The organism is Arthrobacter sp. zg-Y750 (assembly GCF_020907365.1).
Taxonomy (GTDB): Bacteria; Actinomycetota; Actinomycetes; order Actinomycetales; family Micrococcaceae; genus Arthrobacter_B.
Genome location: NZ_JAJJOC010000001.1, coordinates 145,677 through 168,537, shown reverse-complemented (window position 1 = coordinate 168,537; position 22,861 = coordinate 145,677). Strand labels below are relative to the sequence as shown.

17 protein-coding genes are annotated in these 22,861 nt (G+C 68.3%); 11 read left to right on the top strand and 6 right to left on the bottom strand.

Annotation, left to right across the window (positions count from 1 at the left end):
- Positions 1-10: 10 nt before the first annotated feature.
- Positions 11-1,354, bottom strand: a complete 1,344-nt coding sequence (locus LOC57_RS00720) for a glutamyl-tRNA reductase (protein ID WP_331460620.1) — start codon at positions 1,352-1,354, stop codon at positions 11-13.
- A gap of 143 nt (positions 1,355-1,497) precedes the next feature.
- Between LOC57_RS00720 and hemE the strand changes: the two genes are divergently transcribed.
- The 8 genes from hemE to hemL all read left to right on the top strand — a co-directional run bounded on the left by hemE (position 1,498) and on the right by hemL (position 10,246).
- Positions 1,498-2,559, top strand: coding sequence for a uroporphyrinogen decarboxylase (gene hemE, locus LOC57_RS00715; protein ID WP_229957553.1), 1,062 nt, complete (start codon positions 1,498-1,500; stop codon positions 2,557-2,559).
- 2 nt (positions 2,560-2,561) lie between these two features.
- Entirely contained in the window at positions 2,562-4,070 is a 1,509-nt protein-coding gene (gene hemG, locus LOC57_RS00710) for a protoporphyrinogen oxidase (protein WP_229957551.1), read from the top strand.
- 74 nt (positions 4,071-4,144) lie between these two features.
- Entirely contained in the window at positions 4,145-4,852 is a 708-nt protein-coding gene (gene hemQ / locus LOC57_RS00705; RefSeq protein WP_229957549.1) for a hydrogen peroxide-dependent heme synthase, read from the top strand.
- Positions 4,849-6,045, top strand: a complete 1,197-nt coding sequence (locus tag LOC57_RS00700; protein WP_442860696.1) for a ferrochelatase — start codon at positions 4,849-4,851, stop codon at positions 6,043-6,045. Before hemQ ends, LOC57_RS00700 begins: the two co-directional genes overlap by 4 nt.
- Positions 6,045-7,001 (top strand): hydroxymethylbilane synthase, encoded by a 957-nt coding sequence (gene hemC, locus LOC57_RS00695; protein WP_229957547.1) that lies wholly within the window; start codon positions 6,045-6,047, stop codon positions 6,999-7,001. Before LOC57_RS00700 ends, hemC begins: the two co-directional genes overlap by 1 nt.
- A 24-nt stretch (positions 7,002-7,025) precedes the next feature.
- On the top strand, positions 7,026-7,889 hold the full coding sequence (locus LOC57_RS00690) for a uroporphyrinogen-III synthase (RefSeq protein ID WP_229957545.1): 864 nt from the start codon (positions 7,026-7,028) through the stop codon (positions 7,887-7,889).
- A 33-nt stretch (positions 7,890-7,922) separates the two neighbouring features.
- Positions 7,923-8,906 carry a porphobilinogen synthase gene (hemB, locus tag LOC57_RS00685; protein ID WP_227913638.1) on the top strand — a complete coding sequence of 328 codons (984 nt, stop codon included), beginning with the start codon at positions 7,923-7,925 and terminating at the stop codon, positions 8,904-8,906.
- The gene (gene hemL / locus LOC57_RS00680) at positions 8,906-10,246 is read left to right on the top strand and encodes a glutamate-1-semialdehyde 2,1-aminomutase (RefSeq protein ID WP_227925008.1); all 1,341 of its coding nucleotides are present in this window, start codon (positions 8,906-8,908) and stop codon (positions 10,244-10,246) included. Before hemB ends, hemL begins: the two co-directional genes overlap by 1 nt.
- Before the next feature lie 76 nt (positions 10,247-10,322).
- Here hemL and LOC57_RS00675 read toward each other — a convergent pair whose 3' ends face one another.
- The 4 genes from LOC57_RS00675 to LOC57_RS00660 all read right to left on the bottom strand — a co-directional run bounded on the left by LOC57_RS00675 (position 10,323) and on the right by LOC57_RS00660 (position 14,021).
- Positions 10,323-11,162: a MetQ/NlpA family ABC transporter substrate-binding protein gene (locus LOC57_RS00675; protein WP_227913641.1), complete on the bottom strand. Its 840-nt coding sequence runs from the start codon at positions 11,160-11,162 to the stop codon at positions 10,323-10,325.
- A 130-nt stretch (positions 11,163-11,292) separates the two neighbouring features.
- A complete protein-coding gene (locus LOC57_RS00670) occupies positions 11,293-12,075 on the bottom strand; it encodes a methionine ABC transporter permease (RefSeq protein WP_227913642.1) in 783 nt (260 codons plus the stop codon).
- Positions 12,072-13,052 (bottom strand): methionine ABC transporter ATP-binding protein, encoded by a 981-nt coding sequence (locus tag LOC57_RS00665; protein WP_227925005.1) that lies wholly within the window; start codon positions 13,050-13,052, stop codon positions 12,072-12,074. Before LOC57_RS00665 ends, LOC57_RS00670 begins: the two co-directional genes overlap by 4 nt.
- Before the next feature lie 246 nt (positions 13,053-13,298).
- Positions 13,299-14,021: a 3'-5' exonuclease gene (locus tag LOC57_RS00660; protein ID WP_227913645.1), complete on the bottom strand. Its 723-nt coding sequence runs from the start codon at positions 14,019-14,021 to the stop codon at positions 13,299-13,301.
- A 73-nt stretch (positions 14,022-14,094) separates the two neighbouring features.
- Between LOC57_RS00660 and LOC57_RS00655 the strand changes: the two genes are divergently transcribed.
- Genes LOC57_RS00655 through LOC57_RS00645 form a run of 3 tightly spaced genes read left to right on the top strand, consistent with a single transcriptional unit; the run spans position 14,095 to position 21,328 of the window.
- On the top strand, positions 14,095-14,538 hold the full coding sequence (locus LOC57_RS00655; RefSeq protein WP_227913646.1) for an MGMT family protein: 444 nt from the start codon (positions 14,095-14,097) through the stop codon (positions 14,536-14,538).
- Positions 14,535-17,855, top strand: coding sequence for an ATP-dependent helicase (locus tag LOC57_RS00650; RefSeq protein WP_229957543.1), 3,321 nt, complete (start codon positions 14,535-14,537; stop codon positions 17,853-17,855). Before LOC57_RS00655 ends, LOC57_RS00650 begins: the two co-directional genes overlap by 4 nt.
- Positions 17,852-21,328: an ATP-dependent helicase gene (locus LOC57_RS00645; protein ID WP_229957541.1), complete on the top strand. Its 3,477-nt coding sequence runs from the start codon at positions 17,852-17,854 to the stop codon at positions 21,326-21,328. The genes LOC57_RS00650 and LOC57_RS00645 overlap by 4 nt, the downstream gene beginning before the upstream one ends.
- 58 nt (positions 21,329-21,386) lie before the next feature.
- Here LOC57_RS00645 and LOC57_RS16480 read toward each other — a convergent pair whose 3' ends face one another.
- Positions 21,387-22,859 carry a phosphotransferase gene (locus LOC57_RS16480; protein WP_331460619.1) on the bottom strand — a complete coding sequence of 491 codons (1,473 nt, stop codon included), beginning with the start codon at positions 22,857-22,859 and terminating at the stop codon, positions 21,387-21,389.
- Between the last annotated feature and the right edge of the window lie 2 nt (positions 22,860-22,861).

Genomic DNA, 22,861 nt, shown 5'->3' with positions numbered 1-22,861 from the left:
CGGAATGGTGCTAGGCGGACTTGGGCTCCACGGTGTCGTCGCCGCCGGCGGCCTCAGGCTCTGCAGCCTTGGGGTCGGTCTTGCCGGTCCCGGCGTCGGCGCGGCCCACAGTGATGCCGTACAGGGCTTCGAGGCCCCGGATGTAGTCCTCCTGCTGGCCGCTGGCAGCCAGCTCCCGTGCCCGGACCGTGGGGACATGGAGCAGCTGCTTGACCATGCGGCGCATGGCGAACTCCACTTCCTCGGCAGCACCGGTGCAGCCGTGCTGGGCGCGGACCTTTTCAAGCTCCGAATCCAGTACGTCCAGGGTATGCCGGCGCAGGGCCACAATGGCCGAGTCCATTTCACGGCTGAGCTGCTGCTTGGAGAAGTTCTGCGCGGCGTCGGCCACAATGGCGGAGGCCTGCTTGAGGGACTCGACCTGCTCCGCGGGAGCAGCCAGGCGGACGGACTCCAAGGTGATGAGTTCGACGCCGTCGATCTCGCGGACCTCGGGATCGAAGTCATGCGTGAGGGCCAGGTCGATGATGATCAGCGGCTTGCCGGCCGCTTCCCGGACCTTGCGTACGTCCTCGGCGCTGACCTGGCTGTCGCTGCCGCTGCAGCCGATGACGACGTCGGCGCCCGCCAGCGCTGCGGGCAGCGACTTGCGGGTCAGCGGCCGGCCGCCGCGGGATGCTGCGAAGGACTCGGCCCGGTTGGAGGAGGAGTAGACGCTGATGTCGGTGCAGCCGCGCTCTTTGAGCAGGGCCATGGTGGCTCCGGCGTAGGCTCCGGTGCCGAAGACCACCACAGACTTCCGTGACCAGTCGGTGTCCTCGGAGAGGTCCGTGGCCAGGCCCAGGGCAACGGAAACAATGGAAAGCCCCCGTTTGCCGAGGGCGGTTAGTGCGCCAACGTCCTTGGCAGTGCGGGAAGCGGTCTGGAACAGCCTGCTCAGGCCGCCGGAGACGGTGCCTTTTTCCTGCGCCTCGATGAGGGCCCGGCGCACCTGTCCGGCGATTTCGCGTTCCCCGACCACGGCAGAGTCCAGTCCGGCGCCTACGGCGAAAAGGTGCTGGGCCACGGATTCGCCGGTGTTGGTGGCGAAGGAGCGGGACACCTTGTCCTCGCTCATGCCGGACTGCCGGCTGATTTCCGCAACGACGGCGGAGCGGGCTGCTTCAACGTCGGCTTCCGAGGGTGCCTCGCAATACACCTCCAACCTGTTGCAGGTAGCGAGGACAACGGAGCCGGTAACGGCGGTTCCGGAATCGACCAGCGAAGACGGGACCTCGGATGCGCCGGCGCTAAGGCGGGCGACAGTTTCCAGGTCTACGTCGGTGTGCGTAGCAATGAGGGAAAGTAGAACCACAGTAGGTCAATAGTAGCCACCCCCGGCAGGATCCCTTAACCGGCCCGGTCCGAAACCGGGCTTTAAGGGTGTGAGAAGGGACACCGGCGGTCCTTCGGAGGTGCCGGTTATCGATTGGCCCGGATTTTGGAGAGAATCAAGGTATGACTCTTAGCGCCACTCATCCCCTGCAGGATGGCCGCACGGCCGATTCCCCCCTGATCACTGCCTACCGCGGCGGCAAGCCGAGCCGCCGCCCGGTATGGTTCATGCGTCAGGCCGGGCGGTCCCTGCCTGAATACCTGCAGGCCCGGCAGGGGATCGGCATGCTGGAATCCTGCCTGCGGCCGGAGCTGGCAGCGGAGATCACCCTGCAGCCGGTTCGCCGCCACGACGTGGATGCCGGCATTTTCTTCTCCGACATTGTGATTCCGCTGAAGCTGGCCGGCGTGGACGTGGACATTGTCCCCGGCGTCGGACCCGTCCTCGGGTCGCCCGTGCGCACTGCGGCCGACGTCGCCGCCCTGCCGAAGCTGACCGAAGAGGCGCTGGAACCCATCCGCGAAGCGGTTCGGCTGACCGTCGCGGAACTGGGCAGCAAGCCGCTGATCGGATTCGCCGGCGCCCCGTTCACCCTTGCCGCCTACATGGTGGAAGGCAAGCCCTCACGGGACCACTTGGGCCCGCGCACCATGATGCACGCCGACCCTGCTGCGTGGCAGGCGCTGACCAACTGGGCGGCTGACGCCTCGGGCATGTTCCTGCGCGCGCAGCTTGAAGCCGGTGCCAGTGCCGGCCAGCTCTTCGACTCCTGGGCCGGTTCCCTGGGCCTGGCTGACTACGTCAAACATGTGGCGCCCGCCTCGGCGCGCGCCCTGGACCATGTGCGCGGCCTCGGCGCACCCCTGGTGCACTTCGGTACCGGCACCTCGGAACTGCTGGTAGCCATGCGCGACGTCGGCGTGGACGTGCTAGGCGTGGACTACCGGCTGCCGCTGGACGAAGCCAACCGCCGGCTCGGGGGCACGACGCCGCTGCAGGGCAACATTGATCCGGCACTGCTCAGCGCCCCCTGGCCCATCCTCGAAGCGCACGTGCGCGACGTCCTCGCCGCCGGTGCCTCCGCCCCGGGGCACGTGGTCAACCTGGGCCACGGCGTGCCGCCGGAAACCGATGCCGCCGTGCTGACGCGGGTGGTTGAACTGATTCATTCGGTGGAGCCGTAACCATGCCCAACCGTTTCCTTGCCAAACCGGACAAGTCCGGCAAAGCCGCTGCCCGGCCCGGCACCGCCGGTCGCTCGGCCGTTGTCATAGGCGGCGGCATCTCGGGCCTGATCGCGGCGCGTGACCTGGCCGGTGCCGGGATCAGCGTCACGGTTCTCGAAGCAGCGGACCGGTTTGGCGGCTGCGTCGGCGGGCACGAAGTAGCCGGCATCCGCCTGGACAGCGGCGCCGAATCATTCGCCACCCGGTCCACCGCCGTCCCGGAGCTGATCAATGAACTGGGCCTGGCGGACGCCGTGGTCCTGCCCAATCCCGGCGGTTCCTGGCTGCAGCTGCCCGCGGAGGACCTCCCCTCGGGAGCGCAGCGGATGCCTGCCAGCGGCATCCTGGGCATCCCCGCCGATCCGCGGGACCCGGACATTGTCCACGCCCTGGGACGCGTGGGTGCGGCCCGTGCCGCCCTGGACAAGGTTTTGCCGGTTGGCTCCCTGAACCGGCGGGAGTCAATGAGCCTGGGCGAACTGGTCCGCACCCGCATGGGGGAGGCAGTGCTCCGCCGGCTGGTTGCCCCCGTGGTGGGCGGCGTTTATTCCTCCGATCCGGATGCGCTGGACGTTGATTCGGTGGCGCCGGGACTGCGTGCCGCCGTGGCCCGCCACGGTTCCCTTGCCGCAGCAGCCGGTGCCCTGCGCGCCGCCGCTCCCGCCGGTTCGGCCGTGGCCGGGCTCCGAGGCGGCATGGGCACGCTCACCGACGCCCTGGTCCGGGACCTGGAAAAAACAGGTGTGCGCCTGCTCACCGGAACCCGCGCCGAGGCGCTGGTCCGCGGTGACGCCGGCTGGCGGGTGCGCGTCACTGACGGATCAGGGACGCAGGAGCTCGACGCCGACGCCGTGGTTGTGGCTTCCGACGGCCCCGCCGCAGTGGACTTGATGTCCCAGGCACTGCCGGAAGTGTCGGCCTACCGACCCTCCCCGGGTCCCGGCGTCGCGCTGGTGACCCTTGTGGTGGACCTGCCGGAACTGGATGCCATGCCGCGCGGCACCGGCGTCCTGGTGGCGCGCGAAGTCCAGGGCGTGGACGCCAAGGCGTTGACCCACGCCACCGCCAAGTGGCAGTGGCTGGCCGAATCCACCGGTCCGGGCACGCACGTGATGCGCCTGTCCTACGGCCGGGCACTGTCCGCGGACGATGCCGCAGCCGGCCCCTCGCAGGTGGATCGTGCCGACGAAGACCTGTTCCGCCAAGCCGTGGCGGACGCCTCGGCCCTGCTGCAGGTGACCATCGGAACCGACGACGTGGTGGGCTGGGACGTGGTCCGCTGGGTCGGCGCCCTGCCCTCGGCAGCCGTGGGACACAAGGACCGGGTGGCAGGGGTCCGGGCCGCCGTAGCCGAGGTCCCCGGATTGGAGGCCGTCGGCGCCTGGCTGGCCGGCACCGGACTCGCCGCCGTTACGGCCGACACCCGCACCCGGATGGCAGGCCTGTCGCAGGCACTGCTTCGGATGTGATGTTCAGCACTTTCTACGCCTTGTAGAAGTACATTGTTTCGACTTACCTATTTGCAAAGGGCAGACTGTTAATCATGAGTGAGACGATGGAAACGAGCGCCGCCGAAGCCGCCGGCAGCGAAGAACAGTTCTTTACCCTTTGGACCGTTTTCAAGCGGTCCTCCACCCCGAAAGCACCCGTTTCCGACGGCGCCGTTGAAGCCTTCGAAACCCTTGCCGAGAGCCTGGGTGCCGGCAACGTCACGCTGCGCGGCCTGTACGACGTTTCCGCCATGCGCGTGGACGCCGATGTGATGGTCTGGCTGCACGGCAGTGCACCGGAAGCACTGCAGGCGGCGCTGCGCGAGGTCCGCCGCAGCGAGCTGTTCGCCGGCACCGAGATCGCCTGGTCCGCCATGGGCGTGCACCGCGACGCCGAGTTCTCCAAGAACCACTGGCCGTCTTTTGCCCGCGGCATTGATCCGGAGGCCTGGATCTGCGTCTACCCGTTTGTACGCTCCTACGAGTGGTACCAGCTGCCCGCCGAGGAACGCGGCAAGATGCTGCGCGACCACGGCATGCTGGGCCGCGAATTCCCCCAGGTCCTGGCCAACACCGTCGCTTCCTTTGCGCTGGGCGACTGGGAATGGATCCTGGGCCTCGAAGCTCCCAACCTGGTTGACCTGGTCGACATGATGCGCCACCTGCGCGCCACCGAGGCGCGCAACCACGTCCGTGAAGAAGTCCCGTTCTATACCGGCCGGCGTATTCCGGCCGCCGAAGTTGCCGAGGTACTCAAATGACATCCGCCGTTTCCAACGAGCCCGCCGAGTTCAACCCGCTGGAGGGCGTGGACGAAAACGGCCGCATGGCCCCGAAGCACTATGACGCCATCCTGCTCGCCTCCTTCGGCGGCCCGGAAGGCCAGGAAGACGTCATTCCCTTCCTGCGCAACGTCACCCGCGGCCGCGGCATCCCCGATGAACGGCTCGAGGAAGTGGCCACCCACTACCGGGCCAACGGCGGCATCAGCCCCATCAACGAACAGAACCGCGCCCTGAAGGCTGCGCTGGAGGGCGAACTTGCCCGCCGCGGTGTCGAACTGCCGGTCCTGTGGGGCAACCGCAACTGGGATCCCTACATTGAAGACGTACTCAAGGACGCCTACGCCGCCGGCTACCGCCGCCTGCTGATGGTCACCACCAGCGTGTACTCCTCCTACTCCAGCTGCCGCCAGTACCGCGAGGACCTGGGCATGAACCTGCTCAAGACCGGGCTGGACAAGAAGCTGCAGGTGGACAAGGTCCGCCAGTACTTCGACCACCCCGGTTTCGTGGAGCCGTTTGTGGAAGGCGTGCGTGAATCCGTGGCCAAGGTCCGTGCGGAGCTTGACTCCCGGGGCATCACGGACGGGAAAATCGAAATCCTTTTCTCCACCCATTCCATCCCCACGGCGGACGCCGAGGCTTCCGGACCGCGCGACCGCGAATTCGAAGAGGGCAGCGCCTACGTAGCCCAGCACCTGGCCAACGCCCGGGCCATCATCGACCGGATTCCGGAAGCAGCCGGCATGGACTGGCAGCTGGTTTACCAGTCCCGCTCCGGTGCCCCGCACATTCCCTGGCTGGAACCGGACATCAACGACGCCATTGCCGAGCTTCCGGCCAAGGGCGTCAACGGAGTCGTCATTGTTCCGCTCGGTTTCGTCAGCGACCACATGGAAGTGCTCTGGGACCTGGACACCGAAGCAATGGACACGTGCCGGGAACTGGGCCTGGCCGCTGACCGCACACCGACCCCCGGCATCCACGACACCTTTGTGTCGGGCCTCGTGGACCTCGTGGAGGAACGCACCGTGGAGAACAACATCTCCGAGCGGCCCGCAATGACCAAGCTCGGTCCCTGGTACGACGTCTGCCGTCCCGGCTGCTGCGCGAACCTGCGCGGCGAGAAGCCGACGATTGCCGGCGCCGATTCCACCGTGGGCATCCAGTAGTGGCACACTCGCCCGTCCTGGTCGGTACCCGCGGCAGCGCCCTGGCGGTCACGCAGACCACCACCGTGGCCGAATCCCTGGCAGCGCTGGGCGGTTTCGGCGTCGAACTGGTGCGGGTCCGCACCGAAGGCGACGTCAACCGTGCGGCACTGTCGCAGATCGGCGGCACCGGCGTGTTCGTTGCTGCGTTGCGCGAGTCGTTGCTGCGCGGGGACTGCGACGTCGCCGTGCACTCGCTCAAGGACCTGCCGACCGCGGCGGCCCCCGGACTGGCCCTGGCTGCCATCCCCGAACGCGTGGATGTCCGCGACGTCCTGTGTGCCCGTGACGGCCTGACCCTGGCCGGGCTGCCGGCCGGGTCGAAGGTCGGCACAGGCTCCCCGCGCCGCGCCGCCCAGCTGCGCGCAGCCCGCCCCGACCTGGAGATTGTGGATATCCGCGGAAACGTTGATACCCGCCTGGGACGGGTAGCCGGCCTGGTGGAAGGCGCCCCCGGCGACCTTGACGCCGTCGTCCTGGCCGCGGCCGGCCTGGCCCGCTTGGGCCGGTTGAACATGGTCTCCGAATTCATCGATCCCGCCGTCATGCTGCCCGCTCCCGGGCAGGGCGCACTCGCCGTGGAATGCCGGGACGAGGACGCCGACGGCGGGGCGCTGGCGAAGGCCCTCGAAGCCTACGACCACCGCGACAGCCGCCTTACCGTGGCCGCCGAACGAGCCATGCTCGGCCGCCTGGAAGCGGGCTGCACGGCCCCCGTGGGAGCGCTGGCCCGCGTGGCCGGCGAAAGCATCACGCTGGAGGCCGTGGTCTGCAGCGACGACGGCACCCGGCTGCTGCGCCGGACGGCCGTCGCCGGAGAGCTGACCGAAGATGCTGCCCGTGCGCTGGGCGTGCAGGTGGCCGAGGAGCTGCTGGCGGCGGGAGCTGCCTCGCTCACCGACCTGCCTGCCAGCTGATGCAACGCATCCGGACCTGCTGACATGGCAGCCAAACACCACGGCCCGGACCTCGCCGGACTGAATGTTGTCCTTCCCCGCACCCCGGACCGGGCTTCGGCCATGGTCCGGGAGCTGCAGGACTGCGGGGCAAAGGTGGCCCTGATGCCGCTGATCGACTTCCAGTTCCCGGTGGACACCGCCGCGCTGGACCGGGCGCTGAACTCGTTGCGGGCCGGGCGGTTCGCGTGGGTGGTGTTCACGTCCGTCACCACCGTCCGGGCCGTCACCCGGCGCTGCGCCGCGCTGGGCATCAGCCCGGCCGCCGTCGTTCCCGCGGACACCCGGATTGCGGCGGTGGGCGCCGGCACCCGGCAGGCACTGGAGGAGATCGGCTTCGACATCGACTTCATGCCGGAAGCGGACCAGTCCGCCCGCGGCCTGGCGGCGTCCTGGCCGGACCCGTCCGGCTCCGATCCGGAGGGCGGAGACCTGCGGGTCCTGCTGCCCCAGGCGGACATCGCGGACCCGTCCCTGAACGAGGCGCTGACCTCGCTCGGCTGGGACGTGCGGGCGGTGACCGCTTACTGCACCGTGGACTACCCGGCCCCCGGCGTCCGCTTCACCCCCGCCGCCGAGGGAGCGGACCTGCTGGACCCCGACGCGTTCGCCGCGTCCGCACCGGCAGGGAAGCGCGCCGTCGTCCTGACCTCCCCGAGCATCGCCCGCCGCTTTGTCCGCCGCTGTTCCCCCGTCCCGTCCGGAACACTGCTGGTAGCCATCGGCGAGAGCACTGCCGCACGGATGCGTGAGCTGGGCGCCGGCCCGCATGCTGTGGCGAAGCAGCCGACCCCGGCGGGAATAGCGCAGGCACTCTCCGTTGCTATGTCTACGGGTCCTACCACCTAGTTCCCTCTCTTTACCGGAAGGCAGATTACCTCTATGAGCTTCCCCCAGCACCGTCCCCGCCGGCTCCGCACCACCCCCGCCATGCGGCGCCTCACTGCCGAATACCGGCTGGATCCGGCCGAGCTGATCCTTCCCGCCTTCGTCCGCGAGGGCATTACTGAACCCAACCCGCTGACCTCCATGCCCGGCGTCGTCCAGCACACCATGGATTCCCTGAAGAAGGCCGCCGCCGAAGCCGTGGAGCTGGGCGTGGGCGGCATCATGCTCTTCGGCATCCCGGCCGAGCGTGACGCCGTCGGCAGCGCCGGCACCGATCCCAACGGCATCCTCAACCGCGGCATCGCAGCCGTGCGCGAGGAAGTCGGCGACGAGCTCGTGATCATGAGCGATGTATGTCTGGACGAATTCACCGACCACGGACACTGCGGCGTGCTGGATGAAAACGGCGTGGTGGACAATGACACCACCCTGGAAATCTACGGGCGGATGGCCGTGGAGCAGGCCCGCGCCGGTGCCCACGTGCTCGGCCCGTCAGGCATGATGGACGGCCAGATTGCCGTCATCCGCCAGGCACTGGACGAGGCAGGGCACCAGGATGTGTCCCTGTTCGCCTACGCTGCGAAGTACGCCTCGGCGTTCTACGGCCCGTTCCGCGAGGCCGTTGACTCCCAGCTGCAGGGCGACCGCCGCACCTACCAGATGGACGCCTCGAACCGCCGCGAAGCTCTCCTCGAGGTGGAGCTGGACCTTGAAGAAGGTGCCGACATGGTGATGGTGAAGCCGGCCATGAGCTACTTGGACGTGCTGGCCGACGTCGCCGCCATGTCGCCGGTCCCGGTGGGCGCTTACCAGATTTCGGGTGAGTACGCGATGATTGAAGCTGCCGCCGCCAACGGCTGGATTGACCGCCGCCGGGCCATCGAAGAGTCCGTGCTGGGCATCAAGCGTGCCGGCGCGAACATGATTCTCACCTACTGGGCCACCGAGCTGGCGGCCTGGCTGAAGGAAAGCAAGTAATGTCCTCACCTGTATCACCCTCGTCCAACGAAGCACTCTTTGACCGTGCCCGGGCCCTGATGCCCGGCGGCGTGAACTCCCCGGTCCGGGCGTTCGGCTCCGTGGGCGGTACGCCGAAGTTCATGGTTTCGGCCAAGGGCCCGTACATCACGGACTCCGAAGGCCGCGAGTACGTGGACCTGGTCTGCTCGTGGGGTCCGGCCCTCGTGGGCCACTCCCACCCGGATGTGCTGGCCGCCGTACACGCCGCGGTGGACCGGGGCCTGTCCTTCGGTGCCTCTACCCCGGCTGAAGCCGAGCTGGCCCAGCTGGTCATGGACCGGGTGCCCGCCGTCAAGCGCCTGCGGATGGTTTCCACGGGTACCGAAGCCACCATGACCGCCATCCGGCTGGCCCGCGGCTACACCGGCCGGAACCTGGTTATCAAGTTCGCCGGCTGCTACCACGGCCACCTGGACGGGCTGCTGGCCTCCGCCGGATCCGGCCTGGCCACGCTGGCACTGCCCGGCTCTGCCGGCGTCACCGAAGCCACGGCCGCCGAAACGCTGGTGCTGCCGTACAACGACGTTGCCGCCGTCGAAAAGGCATTCGCCGAGCACGGCACGGATATTGCCGCGGTCATCACCGAAGCCGCTCCCGCCAACATGGGCGTGGTCACCCCGGACGAGGGCTTCAACGCCGCCCTGTCCCGGATCACCGCCGCAAACGGCGCCCTGCTGATCCTGGATGAGGTCCTCACCGGCTTCCGCACGGGGCCGGCGGGCTACTGGGGCCTGACCGGCGGCGCAGCCGGCACAACGGAGCGCTGGACACCGGACCTGTTCACCTTCGGCAAGGTCATCGGCGGCGGCATGCCTGTGGCCGCACTGGGCGGCCGCGCCGACGTCATGGACTACCTGGCGCCGCTGGGACCGGTCTACCAGGCCGGCACCCTCTCGGGTAACCCGATCGCCATGGCAGCCGGCGTGGCCACGCTGAAGGCCGCCACCGCAGAGGTCTATGCCACCGTGGACGCCCGCTCCGCCGAGCTCTCCGCCGCGGTGTCCGCCGAGCTGGACAAGGCCGGCGTAGACCACAGCATCCAGCGGGCCGGCAGCCTGTTCAGCGTCGCGTTCGGCACCTCCGCCACCGGCGTGCACAACTACGAGCAGGCCCAGGCGCAGGAAGCCTTCCGCTACCGGCCGTTCTTCCACTCGATGCTCGACGCCGGCGTGTACCTGCCGCCGTCCGTGTTCGAGGCCTGGTTCCTCTCGGGCGCCCACGACGACGCCGCGATGAACCGGATCTACGAGGCGCTGCCGGCCGCTGCGAAGGCTGCAGCGCAGGCAAAGCCGGAATAACAGGGCGAAGCCGGAACAGCAGTAAACAAAATATGCCCCGCACCGGAACCGGTGCGGGGCATATTTCGCGTTGCTGCTAGAACGCGGGCGTCACGTCGCCGTTGGGCCAGGTCTCTTCGATGAAGGCCTTCACCTCGGGGGAATGCAGCAGTTCTTCCAGCTTGTCGATCCGGGCATCCCTGGCGCCGGCCTTCCAGACCAGGAAGTTGGCGTAGGGGTTGTCCTCCACGGATTCAACCACCAGCGCGTCATCGGTGCTCAGGCCGGCTTCCAGGATGTAGTTGCCGTTGATGATCGCGAGGTCCACGGTGGGATCGCCCAGGTCATTGACCAGCAGTTCGGGCTGGTTCTCCTGGAAATCCAGCTTCTTCGGGTTCTGCTCATCGGTCAGGGTCAGCACCGAGGAATCATCGGCGATGTCCTCGACCAGCCCGGCCTCTTCAAGCATCTTCAAGGCACGGGCCTGGTTGGACGGATCGTTGGTGACCATCACACGGGCACCGTCTTCAATGGAGGCGACGTCCTTGTGCTTTTCGGAGAACGCAGCGTACGGCTCCACATGGACGCCGGCACCGTGCTCGAACTCGTAGCCCTGGCTTTCCATCTGGGACTCGAGGTAGGGAAGGTGCTGGTAGTAGTTGACGTCGCTGTCGCCGTCGTTCAAGGAGATGTTCGGCGTGATGTAGTCGTCAAACTCCTGGATTTCCAGCTCCAGCCCGGCTTCTTCGGCCAGGTTGTCACGGACAAATTCCAGGATCCGCGCGTGCGGTGCCGGGCTGGCACCCACGGTGAGGGTTACCGGGTTGGCGGGGTCCAGGCTCTCCACGGCGCTGGGGGTGGAATCGGATCCACCGCAAGCCGTCAACGCCAGAGCCGTGGCCACACCGGTGGCAACGAGGGTAAGTGCTTTACGCATCGAATGCGTTCCTTTCGGGTAACCCGAGGCGGAACTCCGCTGTTCGGGTGCTGTGCAGCTAGCGGCTACTGGCTGCAGAATCGGAAACGGTCCTTCGGCAGGCCGTCAGACCGTTTCCGAAAACTGGGGGCTAGACCTTGGTCTGTTCGCGGTCGCCGCCGGCGCGCGTGGCGGCGGGCCCGAGGCCGGTTACCGCGGCAGCCGGGCGGCGCCGTCGTGCGGAGCCTGAAGCGGACCGGTGGTCTACCCGGCGGGAGAACCAGTCACCGCCGAGCTGGATGACCTGCACCAGGGCCACGATGATGACGATGGTGACCACCATGACCTGGGTGTCGAAGCGCTGCACGCCGTAGTTGTAGGCCAGCCGGCCCAGTCCGCCGCCGCCGATGATGCCGGCCATCGCGGAGTAGCCCACCAGGGTCACCAGCGTGGTGGTCAGGGCAGCCACGAGGCCCGGGAGGGCTTCACGCAGCAGCACTTTGGAGATGACCTGCATTTTGGTCGATCCCATCACCAGGGCTGCATCGATCTTGCCGCCGGACACATCGCGCAAGGCGTTTTCCACCAGCCGCGCGAAGAACGGGATGGTGGCGATGCTCAGCGACACCGAGGCGGCCACCGGGCCGATGGAGGTGCCGGTGACGAGCCGGGCCAGCGGAATCAGGGTGACCATCAGGATGGCGAACGGAACCGACCGGGTGATGTTCACGATGACGTCACTGACAATGCGGTTGATGACGCGCAGGGGCGCCAGCCCGCCCGGCGCACTGGTGTGCAGGAAAACGCCGAGCGGCAGGCCGATCAGGAGCGTAAAGAAGCCGGAGATGCCGACCATCTGCAGGGTTTCGACCACTGCTTCGGGAAGGGCTTTGGTGATCCCGGGATTGTCGAACAGTTCGGTCAGGAAGTTCATGCGGCCACCTCCACGGCGACGCCCTGCAGGGCAAGGTATTCATGGACGGCGGTCATATCTGTGTGGGTATCCAGCTGGATGCGCAGGCGGCCGAAACGGGTGCCGGCCAGGAGTTCGACGCTGCCGGCCAGGACATTGACGTCGGTGTCGAACCGGCGGGTGAGGGCCGAAAGGACGGGGTCCGAAGTGGTCTGCCCGGTGAAGAGCAGTTCCAGCACGGGACCGCCCGGGCTCGGGGGAGTGGACGGCAGCGGAATGAGCTGCTTGGCCAGGCGGCCGCGCAGGTCGGAGGCGACCTCGCGCAGCGGGCCGTGTTCCACGACTCGTCCGGCTTCCAGCAGTGACACCGAGTCGCAGATCCGCTTCACCACGTTCATCTCGTGCGTAATGATCAGCACGGTCAGGTCCAGGCGGCGGGTGAGGTCGGAAATCAGGTCCAGGATGTCATCGGTGGTGGCCGGGTCCAGGGCGGACGTCGGCTCGTCGCAGAGCAGGACATCCGGGTCCGCGGCCAGGGCACGGGCAATGCCAACGCGCTGTTTCTGGCCGCCGGAGAGCTGCGCGGGATAGGCGCCGGCAAAACCCTCCAGCCCAACGAGCTTCAGCAACTCCTGGACGCGCACCTCAATGGCGGCTTTTTTGGTTCCGACCAGTTCCAGCGGATGCGCGATGTTCGCTGCCGCGGTCCGGGAATCCATCAGGTTTGCGTGCTGGAACACCATGCCGATCCGGCGGCGGGCGGCGCGGATCTCGGAGTCCTTCACGGCGGTGAGCTCGCGGCCGTCAATGGTGACCGAGCCCGACGTCGGCCGGTCAAGCAGCGTCAGGCACCGCACCAGGGTGGACTTGCCGGCGCCGGAATGGCCGATGATGCCGTGGATGGAGCCCTTCGGCACGCGCAGGCTTACTCCGTCCAGGGCCGTGACGGTGCGCTCTCCCTGCCGGTAAACCTTGCGGAGGTCGGAAACTGTAATCATTGGTCCTCGTCATGTGCGTAAACGGCCGGACCGGGGGCATGGTGGAGGAAGGCACATAATCGTGCCGTGCCTAAACGCCGGCCGTGCGGAGGGTGTCTGCCAATCACGTGGCGCGAGACGGTAGGTGCGCGCAGAAGCGCGGTCCGCCTGGGGCGCCATCAGCGCCAAACACAACATCCAGTATGGCATGTAGGCAACCGGCGCCCCGCCACGGCGGGCGCCTGTGAAGAACCGTGACGGCGCCCGCTAGGCCGGGTCAAGGACCGACAGGGGTGCGGATGCGGGGGCCGGACGGAACGGCCAGCTGCCGTCGATCACGGCTTCCGGTTCCCGCCGCCGCAGGAATTCCTGGAAGCTGGCGGCCTGGCCGGCCGCCCAGCCGACCTGCGCCTGGTGGAGCGTGACGGCGTCGCACTGCAGCTCCGGGTACTTCTGCGCCATCACCGCGGCGACGGACAAGGTGGCGGCAACGTCGGCAGCGGACGTGTGCGCGTTCTCGAAACCCACGCCGTAGTGCTCGGCCATGGCCGTGAGCGTGCGCTTGCCGCGGCGGAACCGGTCCACCTGCTTGTCCAGGATGTACGGGTCAATGACCGGTACCGGATTCGGAACGGCCAGCCCGAACCGCTCACACTCGCGGGCCAGCACGGTGAAGTCGTAGCAGGCGTTAAACGCCAGCACCGGAATGCCGGCGGCGAACATGCCGGCCAGCACATCGGCAACCTCGGCCGTGACGGCCGCGGGGTCTCCGCCTTCTGCGCGGGCCCGTTCATTGCTGATGCCGTGGATGGCGGCGGCTTCCTCGGGGATGGGGATTTCCGGGCAGGCCAGCCACTCGTGGTGCTGCAGGGTTTCGCCCCTGCCGTTGACCAGGATGATGGATGCGGTAACAATCCGTGCGGTCTGCGGGTCCCGTCCGGTGGTCTCCAGGTCGAATGCCGCCCGGGGAAGTTCATGCCAGCTGTTCATGCAACAAACCTACCGGCGGGCAGTGACATTCCCGGAATTCGCGGGGCGTGCGGGTGCTCGGTACGCTACGGATATGCGCAGGGACTATGCCGATGCCGTGCTGGGTGTGGCGGATCTCATTCCGCCCGGAAAGGTGCTCTCCTACGGTGACATTGCCGAACTGCTCGGCGCAGGAGGGCCGCGCCAGGTGGGCGCCGTACTGTCGGCCCGCGGCTCGGAAGTGTGCTGGTGGCGGGTGCTGCGCGCATCCGGGCAGCCGCCGCGGTGCCACGAGGCCCGGGCATGGGAACACTATCGGCGCGAGGGCACGCCCGTGCGCGGAACTGCCGACGACGACGGCGCCGGTTACCGCGTGTTGATCGGTGCCGCCCGCTGGCAGCCCAACGATGCGGAATGGGCGGCAGTGCAGGCCCTGCACATGTCGCTGCACCCCTCGCCGCACGCCGGCGGCGCGTCGGGACCGGACGGGACCGCAATATCAGGAATGTCAGCGGGACATGATGAAGTGGAACCATGAGCGTTGAACTCCAACTAGTCGGACCGGCGGCAGCGGCAGCAGAGGCGCCGCAGCTCAGCGCCGACCAGCAGGCCGTGGTGGACCTGCAGACCGGCAGCGGGCCCGTACTGGTCCTCGGCGCCCCCGGCACCGGAAAGTCCACCGTGCTCGTGGAAGCCGCCGTCGCCCGGATTGAACGGGACGGGCTGGATCCCTCCCGCATGCTGCTGCTGGCACCCTCCCGGCTGGCCGCAGCCTCCCTGCGGGACGCGCTCTCGGCCCGGCTGCAGGGCACGCTGAGTACCGCGCCGGCCCGGACCTGGGCGTCCTATGCCTTCGACCTTATCCGGCGGGCCAAGACCGAGGGCCGGCTGCCCTGGATCACCCGTGCACCCAAGCTGCTCTCCGGTGCCGAACAGGATGTAATCATCAAGGAACTGCTGGCCGGCCACGGCGAGCAGGGCGTCCCGCAGCTGCCCTGGCCCGAGGGCCTGGACCTGGCCCTGGGCACGCGGGGCTTCCGGCAGGAGATCCGGCAGCTGTTCGACCGGGTCATCGAGTACGGGATCTCCGCCGGGGAGCTGCGGGAGCTGGGGGAGCGGCACAGCCGGCCGGACTGGGTGGCCTCTGCTGCGCTCTACGCCGAGTACCGGGACGTCCTGGACCTGCGGATGCCCGAGTCCTTCGACCCGGCCGGCATCATCACCTCCGCCCTGAACATCCTGCGCTCCGACCCGGAGTTCCTGGCCGCGGAACAAGAACGCCAGCAGCTGGTCCTGGTGGATGACCTGCAGGAAGCCAACCCGGCCATCCACAGCCTCTATGCCGTGCTGGCCGGCACGGGGGATTCCATCGCCGCAGCCTGCCCGGACACCGTGGTCCAGGGCTTCCGCGGGGCCCGGCCGGATCTGGTCGGCCGGCTGGGCGAACGGTTCGGCGGCCGGCTGCAGACCCGGGTGCTGACCACCTCGCACCGGCTGACCGGTCCGCTTGCCGGGGCTTGGACGCGCACTGCATCGCGCATCTCCGTTGTGGGCGGGCTGCCGTCCTACCGCAGCGCCGTTGCCGATGCCCGGCACCGGGGGACTGCTGCCACCGCTGACGCTGCCGGCCCTGCCCACCCGGGTGACGAGGTTACTGATGACACCGTTACGGGCGCAGTTGAAACGGGCGGGACAGCCCCGGAAGTTCCGGCCGCCGAGGCACACGTGGTGGACTCGCCCATGCACGAGCAGCGCTACGTGGCCCAGCGGATCCTTGAAGCGCAACTGCTGCACGGGCGCTCGCTGGAGGACATCGCCGTTATTGTCCGGACCGGCGGCCAGCTGGCCGCCCTGCAGCGGTACCTCACCGGGCAGGGCATTGAGGTCAAGGTGCCGGTGGCTGAAAAAGCCGTGCGGGACGAAGCCGCGGTCCGGCCCCTGCTGGACGCGTACGCCGTCGTCCTCGACCCGGACCTGCTCACCCCCGAACTCGCTGTGTCCCTGCTGACCTCGCGCATCGGTGGTGCCAGCACACTGGAACTCCGCCGCCTGCGGCAGGCGCTCCGCCGGGAAGAACTTGGTGCCGGCGGCGGACGCACCAGCGACGCCCTGCTGGTGGAATCGCTGCTGGAGCCGGAATCCGCGTCGGGCCGCGCGCTGGCAGGGCTCACCTGGGATGCGCGGCTGGCCGCCCAGCGCATTGCCGGCATGATCACGGCCGGACGCAGCGCCGCCGTCGAACCCGGCGCCACTGCCGAAACCGTGCTGTGGGCCCTGTGGTCCGCCTCCGGGTGGTCCAAGAAGTGGGCCGAGGCCGCCCTGGCCGGCGGGCCCACGGCCTCCCGGGCAGACCGGGACCTGGACGCCATCATGGCCCTGTTCCAGACCGCCGAACGCTATGTGGACCAGCTGCCCGGTTCCACCCCTGCGCAGTTCCTGGACTACCTCACCAGTTCGGAACTGCCCATGGACACCCTGGCCGCACGCGCCCAGCGGCGCGAGGCCGTGGAGCTGCTGACACCGGCCAGTGCGGCGGGCCGGGAGTGGCCCGTAGTGATTGTTGCCGGCATCCAGCAGGATGTGTGGCCCAACCTGCGGCTGCGCGGTGAACTGCTGGGCAGCGGCGAACTGGTCGCGGCAGTGGAACACGGGGATAATTTCCGTGCCCACCGCAGCCCGCTGACCCTGATGCAGTCCATCCGCTTCGACGAGCTGCGCAGCTTCTCCACCGCCGTTTCGCGTGCCCGTGAACTCCTGATCTGCACCGCTGTCTCCTCCGAGGATGAGCAGCCCTCGCAGTTCCTGGACCTGGTGGCGCCGCTGGAACCCGGGGCCGAGAAACGTGAACGCACCGAGGTGCTGCGCCCCAGCACGCTGCGTTCCCTGGTCTCGGAGCTGCGCCGGTTTGTCCAGCAGCCGGACATCGACCCCGACGGCGCTGCCGAAGCAGCGCATCACCTGGGAACCATGCTCAACCACGAGGTGCCCGTCCCGGCGGCGGATCCGCGCCAGTGGTGGGGGCTGGCGCCCTTGTCCACCGAAGCGCCCATCCTTCCTCCGGAAGCTGCCATCCCCGTTTCGCCCTCCAAGGTGGACGCCGTACTGAAATCGCCCCTCAGCTGGTTCGTTTCCGCGGCCGGCGGCGAGCAGGCGACGGATTTCGCCCGCTCGCTGGGAACCCTGGTGCATGCCATCGCCCAGGACATGCCGGACGCTACTGGGAACGAGTATGTGGCGGAATTGGAGAAGCGCTGGCCGTCGCTGGGCATGAAGGACAACTGGCAAGGCCGGATGGACCTCCAGCGGGCCGAATCCATGGTCCGCAAACTGGCCGAATACGTCATCACCATGCGCCGCAGCGGCCGCTCGCTGGCTGCCGTCGAGCAGGACTTCCAGGTGGAGCTGCCGGTGGAAATCGACGGCGCGGTGCGTACTGCCCTGCTCCGCGGCCAGATCGACCGCCTGGAAGTCGACGCTGAAGGACGGCTGTTCATTGTCGACCTGAAGACGGGGAAATCGGCGCCCAAGAAGGACGACCTGCAGGGCCACCCGCAGCTGGCGGCCTACCAGGAAGCCGTGCGCGAGGGGGCGCTGCCCGATGCCCCGCGGGTACCGGGAGGAGCGGCCCTCGTGCAGCTGGGAACCTCCAACAAGGGAGTATCCGTGCAGGAGCAGCCGGCACTGGACCCGAACGACACCACGGCGCGGGACATGGTGGCCGAGGCAGCGCGGCTGATGTCGGCCGCGTTCTTCGAAACTGTCCATGATCCCGGCCGGAGCGGCTTTGGCGGCAACGGCTGCCGGCTGCCCGAAATCTGTCCACTTTGCGCTGAAGGAAAGCAGGTCACCGAGTGAGTGCCTCCGTAACCGACGAGGTATCGGGAACCAATGAGCGCCCGGGCGGCGCCCTGCCGGAGGGAGGGGCTCCCCGCTACTCCGCCCGGGATTTGGCGGAGCTGCTGCATACCGAACCCCACGCGCCGGTGCAGTACCCCACCGAAGACCAGATCGGCATTATCGAGGGCCCGCTGGAACCGCTGCTGGTGATTGCCGGTGCCGGGTCGGGCAAAACCAAAACCATGGCGGACCGGGTCGTCTGGCTCGTTGCCAACGGACTGGTCCGGCCCGAGCAGATCCTCGGGGTGACCTTCACCCGCAAGGCCGCCGGTGAGCTGGCCACCCGGATCCGCGGGCGCCTGAACATGCTGTACCGCCAGCTCGACGGCGCGGGCGGGAGAGGCGAGCCGGACGAGAGCGGCGAGGAGCGGATGGAACCCACTGTTTCCACCTACCACTCCTACGCCAACGGAATCGTGAATGACTACGGCCTGCGGATAGGCGTGGAACGTGATTCCGTGATGCTTGGCGGCGCGCAGTCCTGGCAGCTGGCCAACGAAGTGGTGGAGGCGTACTCGGGGGACTACGAACACTTCACCGCAGCCAAATCGACCCTGGTCTCGGCCGTGCTGCAGATGGCCGGGGAATGCTCCGAACACCTGCGCACCCCGGCCGAGGTGCGGGCGGAACTGCAGGCACATGTGGACGCTGTTTCCGTGCTGCCGTACCAATTCGGCAAGCCCAAGGAACCCACCCAGGCGGCCCGGAAGCTGCTCAACCGGCTGCGTACCCGCATTTCCGTCACCGAACTGGTGGAGGCCTACCGGCAGGCCAAGGCCGAGCGCCGGCAGCTGGACTTCGGCGACCTGGTGGAACTGGCCGCCCGCATTGCGTCCACCATCCCGGAAGCCGTGGAGATGGAACGCGCCAAATACAAAGTGGTGCTGCTGGACGAATTCCAGGACACGTCGCATGCGCAGATGGTCCTGTTTTCCAAGCTGTTCGGCGACGGGCGTTCGGTCACGGCGGTGGGAGACCCGCACCAGTCCATTTACGGATTCCGCGGCGCGTCCGCCGGGCAGCTGGGCACCTTCCGGGAGAAGTTCCCGCTGACCACTCAGGAGGGGAGGGCGCTGGCGCCGCTGGCGAACCTGTCCGTGGCCTGGCGCAACGCCACCTCCGTGCTGGAAGCCGCCAACACCGTGTCCTCCCCGCTGAACGGCGTGGCCCCGTGGCTCAAGCATCAGCGGCTGCCGTATGTTCCCGAGCTGCAGGCCCGGCCCAGCGCGCCCCTCGGCGAGGTGTACCTCGGACGCTACCTCAGCGACGTTTCCGTGGAACCGGGCCGGCACGGCCAGGAACGGATCCTGGGCGAAGCCGAAGCCGTAGCCGAACTGGTGGCCAAGCACCGGCAGCAAAAGGCGGAGTACGACGACCGCCGCAACGTCCTGTGGCCCACCGTCGCGGTCCTCTGCCGGGGCCGGAAGCAGTTCGAACCCATCCGCAAGGAACTGGAACTGCGTGGCATTCCGGTCCAGATTGTGGGCCTGGGCGGGCTGCTGTCCACACCGGAAGTGGTGGATCTTTTGGCCGTCCTGCGGGTACTGGGGGACCCGGGACGCTCGGACTCCATGCTGCGCATCCTTGCCGGAGCCCGCTGGCGCCTGGGCCCGGCGGACCTGATGGCCCTGGCCGACTGGTCCCGGCACCTGGTGCGGGTCCGCGAACGCGCAGTCCGGGTGGCGGACGCAGCAGACATCCACGGACCTGACGAAGGGCCGGATCTGGTGGTCGAGGCGGACCTGGTGGAAGCCGGCAGCCTGGTTGAAGCGGTGGATTCCCTGCCGCGCCCGGGCTGGGTGTCCAATGCCGGCCGGTCCCTCTCCGAGGAAGGACTGCGCCGGCTGACGCTGCTGCGCAACGAGCTGCGGGACCTGCGCGGCTTTGTGGGGGAGGACCTCACCACCCTGATCGGGGAAGTGGAGCGCCGGATCCTGCTGGACATCGAGGTGGCAGCCAAGCCCGGCGTCACCCTGCACGAATCCCGCCGCAACCTGGACGCCTTCATCGACGCCGCAGCAACCTTCAGCTCGTCCTCGGAACGGGTGGATTTGGCCGCGTTCCTGGCCTGGCTGGAAGCAGCGAACACCGAAGAAAACGGCCTGCCCGTGACCCCGCTCGAACCCAGCCGGGAAGCGGTGCAGCTGCTGACCGTGCATGCCTCCAAGGGGCTGGAATGGGACATTGTGGCCGTTCCGGGCCTGAACGAAGCATCCTTCCCCAGCGACAAGGATTCACGCTGGAGCAGCGGCGACTCCTCGGTGCCGTGGACCCTGCGCGGCGACAGCCTGGACCTGCCGCAGTGGGACTGGGAACAGGTTGACCAGAAGTCCTGGCTGGAGAGCGAGAAGCTCTTCAGCGAAGACGCCAAGGGCCACGCCGAGCGGGAGGAGCGCCGGCTGGCCTACGTCGCCTTTACCCGGGCCAAGTCGGTGCTGATCTGCACCTCCTCCGCCTGGGGCGGCGGACGCTCCAAGCCGCTGGGCCCCTCGCGCTACCTCCAGGACCTGTACGAACTGGAACAGGCGGGGGCGCCGGGCTACCACCTGGAACGCTGGGTCACACCAGAGGAAGAGGGCACGGAGAATCCCGCCCTTGCCGAGGCTGAACGCGCAGTATGGCCGGTGGATCCGCTGGGCTCCCGCCGGCAGCGGATGGAAGCGGCAGCGCAGGCCGTTATAGGCGCCGCGCAACAGCAACAGCAACAGCAACAGGGCGCAGGGAACGATCCGGCTGGACAGGCGCCCGGACGCTGGAGCCGGGAGACGCAGCTGCTGCTTGCCCGGCACCGCCCGCCAAATGAGGTGGTGCAGGTGGAACTGCCCGCCCACATCTCGGCGTCCATGCTGGTGGACCTGAAGGACGACCCGGCTGAGGTGACCCGGCAGCTGCGCCGCCCGGTTCCCCGCCAGCCCGGCATGGCCGCGCGCAAGGGAACGGCATTCCATGCCTGGGTGGAAGAGTTCTTCGGCACCAGCGGCATGCTGGACATCGATGAGTATCCCGGGGCCGCGGATGCGTACGTGGACGAGGCCTACCAGCTCGAGGACATGATCGCCACGTTCGAGTCCTCGGAGTGGGCGCAGCGGACCCCGGCCTACATTGAGGTGCCGGTGGAGACCAAGGTGGACGCCGTCGTCGTGCGCGGCCGCATCGACGCCGTCTTCCAGGATGCCGACGGCACGTGGGACCTGATCGACTGGAAGACCGGCGCTCCGCCGTCGTCGGCCAAGCTCGATGTTCGGGCGGTACAGCTTGCCGTGTACCGGCTGGCCTGGTCCCGGCTGAAGGGCGTGCCCCTGGAAAAGGTAAGTGCCGCGTTCTACTACGTGGCGGCGGACAAGGTCATCCGGCCCTACAACCTGGCGGACGAGGCCGAACTGGAGCAGATCATCGGCGCGGCAGCCGAACGTCCGTCAGCCGGGTTCTGATCAGAAAGTGCCCCGCCGGAAATCGGCGGGGCACTTCGGGCTGCGGGCTGAAGGCGGGCTACTGCTTCCGAACCGGAATCAGAGGCAGTGCGGTGGTAGCGGTGTCGCTCCCGGTTCCTGCACCGTCGGCGCCGGTCGGAGCAGTATCGACGGCGGCCTCTGCATCGGGTGCCGTCTCTGCACCGTCCTCCGTCTGTGCATCGGGTTCTGCTGCCTCGGGTTCCGCTTCCGCTTCCGCAGTTGCGGCCTCGGAGTCTTCGCTCCCCGCGTCGGCTTCGGCGTCCGTGTCCCCGGCCGGGACTGCGGCGCCGCGTGCCGGCAGCACAATGACTTCTGCCAGGCCCGGACCCTGCGCACTGCCGGAGGCTCGGGTCTCGTCGTCGTCTGCAGCAAGGCGGTCACCGTCGGTATCGGCAGCCTCAATTCCGGCCTCGGTGCCCTCGTCGGGTCCGTCTTCGGTGCCATCGGCCTGCTCCCCGGCGGGCTCGATGGGAGCCACAGTAACCTTGGCGGAGTCAGGCTTGGCAGCCGCGCGAGCATCGGCGGGAGCATCAGCATCGACGGGCACGTTGACGGTCCGGGGGACGGCGTCCGCTGCCGCACGGTACTGGCCAGCCCGCTGGTCCGCCGCTTCCTGCTCCAGCACATCCTCCTCGAGGGTGGCGAGCATTTCCACGGCCTCATCCACCATGGTGGAGTTTTCCGCCGCGACACCGCGGACCAGCCATTGGGCCAGCGCGAATTCGGCAGAGAGCGCGGCGCGGCGGATCAGGTGCGGATCCTCCGGATCGGTGCTTGCCTCCAGGTACGCGCCGTGGACCGTTTCGGTGAACCGCGGATCGTTGGCGGCAATCAGCCAGGCAAAGTCGTCGGCCGGGTCGCCCACGCGGAGGTCGGTCCAGCCCGTGACGGCGCTGACCCGCTCGCCGGTCAGCAGGATGTTGTCTTCATGCAGGTCCCCGTGGACCACCGTGGGCTTGAACCGCCACAGCGACACGTCTTCCAGGGCATGTTCCCAGCGCCGCAGCAGGACTGAGGGAATCAGCCCGGTGGTGGCAGCCTGGTCGAGTTCGTTCAGGCGTCGCTGCCGGAATTCGTTGGCGGTGTAGCTGGGTAGGTCGGCGCGGGTGACCAGTTCCCGTGGCAAAGCGTGGACGGCGGCCATGGCGCGGCCGATCTCCGCCGCTACGGCACGCCCGGAGGTCATCAGCGTATCGATGCTGCGGGTAGCCCCGGGCAGGTGGGAGTAGACGAAGGTGCATAGTTCACCCTGGCGGACGGTTCCGGCCACGTAGGGCAGCACAAACGGCAGCTCGGCCCGGACCGCAGGGACGAAGGTGCGCAGGACCAGCAGCTCGGTCTCCAGCCGCATGCTCGCTTCAAGGTGCTTGGGTGAGCGGACCCGCCACCTGCGTCCGGCGTCGTCCACGAGCAGCGCGGCGTCAAAATCCGCGGCGTCGTCGGGGGAACCGGCAACGCCGGTTGGGGTCAGCCCTGGGACGGCAGCGCTGGCCATTGCAGCCAATTCCATGG

Bases quoted from the DNA above. Each gene is read 5' to 3' on its own strand.
- hemE (WP_229957553.1), top strand. From the start codon at position 1,498: ATGACTCTTAGCGCCACTCATCCCCTGCAGGATGGCCGCACGGCCGAT.
- hemG (WP_229957551.1), top strand. From the start codon at position 2,562: ATGCCCAACCGTTTCCTTGCCAAACCGGACAAGTCCGGCAAAGCCGCT.
- hemQ (WP_229957549.1), top strand. From the start codon at position 4,145: ATGAGTGAGACGATGGAAACGAGCGCCGCCGAAGCCGCCGGCAGCGAA.
- LOC57_RS00700 (WP_442860696.1), top strand. From the start codon at position 4,849: ATGACATCCGCCGTTTCCAACGAGCCCGCCGAGTTCAACCCGCTGGAG.
- LOC57_RS00690 (WP_229957545.1), top strand. From the start codon at position 7,026: ATGGCAGCCAAACACCACGGCCCGGACCTCGCCGGACTGAATGTTGTC.
- hemB (WP_227913638.1), top strand. From the start codon at position 7,923: ATGAGCTTCCCCCAGCACCGTCCCCGCCGGCTCCGCACCACCCCCGCC.
- hemL (WP_227925008.1), top strand. From the start codon at position 8,906: ATGTCCTCACCTGTATCACCCTCGTCCAACGAAGCACTCTTTGACCGT.
- LOC57_RS00675 (WP_227913641.1), bottom strand. From the start codon at position 11,162: ATGCGTAAAGCACTTACCCTCGTTGCCACCGGTGTGGCCACGGCTCTG.
- LOC57_RS00670 (WP_227913642.1), bottom strand. From the start codon at position 12,075: ATGAACTTCCTGACCGAACTGTTCGACAATCCCGGGATCACCAAAGCC.
- LOC57_RS00665 (WP_227925005.1), bottom strand. From the start codon at position 13,052: ATGATTACAGTTTCCGACCTCCGCAAGGTTTACCGGCAGGGAGAGCGC.
- LOC57_RS00660 (WP_227913645.1), bottom strand. From the start codon at position 14,021: ATGAACAGCTGGCATGAACTTCCCCGGGCGGCATTCGACCTGGAGACC.
- LOC57_RS00655 (WP_227913646.1), top strand. From the start codon at position 14,095: ATGCGCAGGGACTATGCCGATGCCGTGCTGGGTGTGGCGGATCTCATT.
- LOC57_RS00650 (WP_229957543.1), top strand. From the start codon at position 14,535: ATGAGCGTTGAACTCCAACTAGTCGGACCGGCGGCAGCGGCAGCAGAG.
- LOC57_RS16480 (WP_331460619.1), bottom strand. From the start codon at position 22,859: ATGGAATTGGCTGCAATGGCCAGCGCTGCCGTCCCAGGGCTGACCCCA.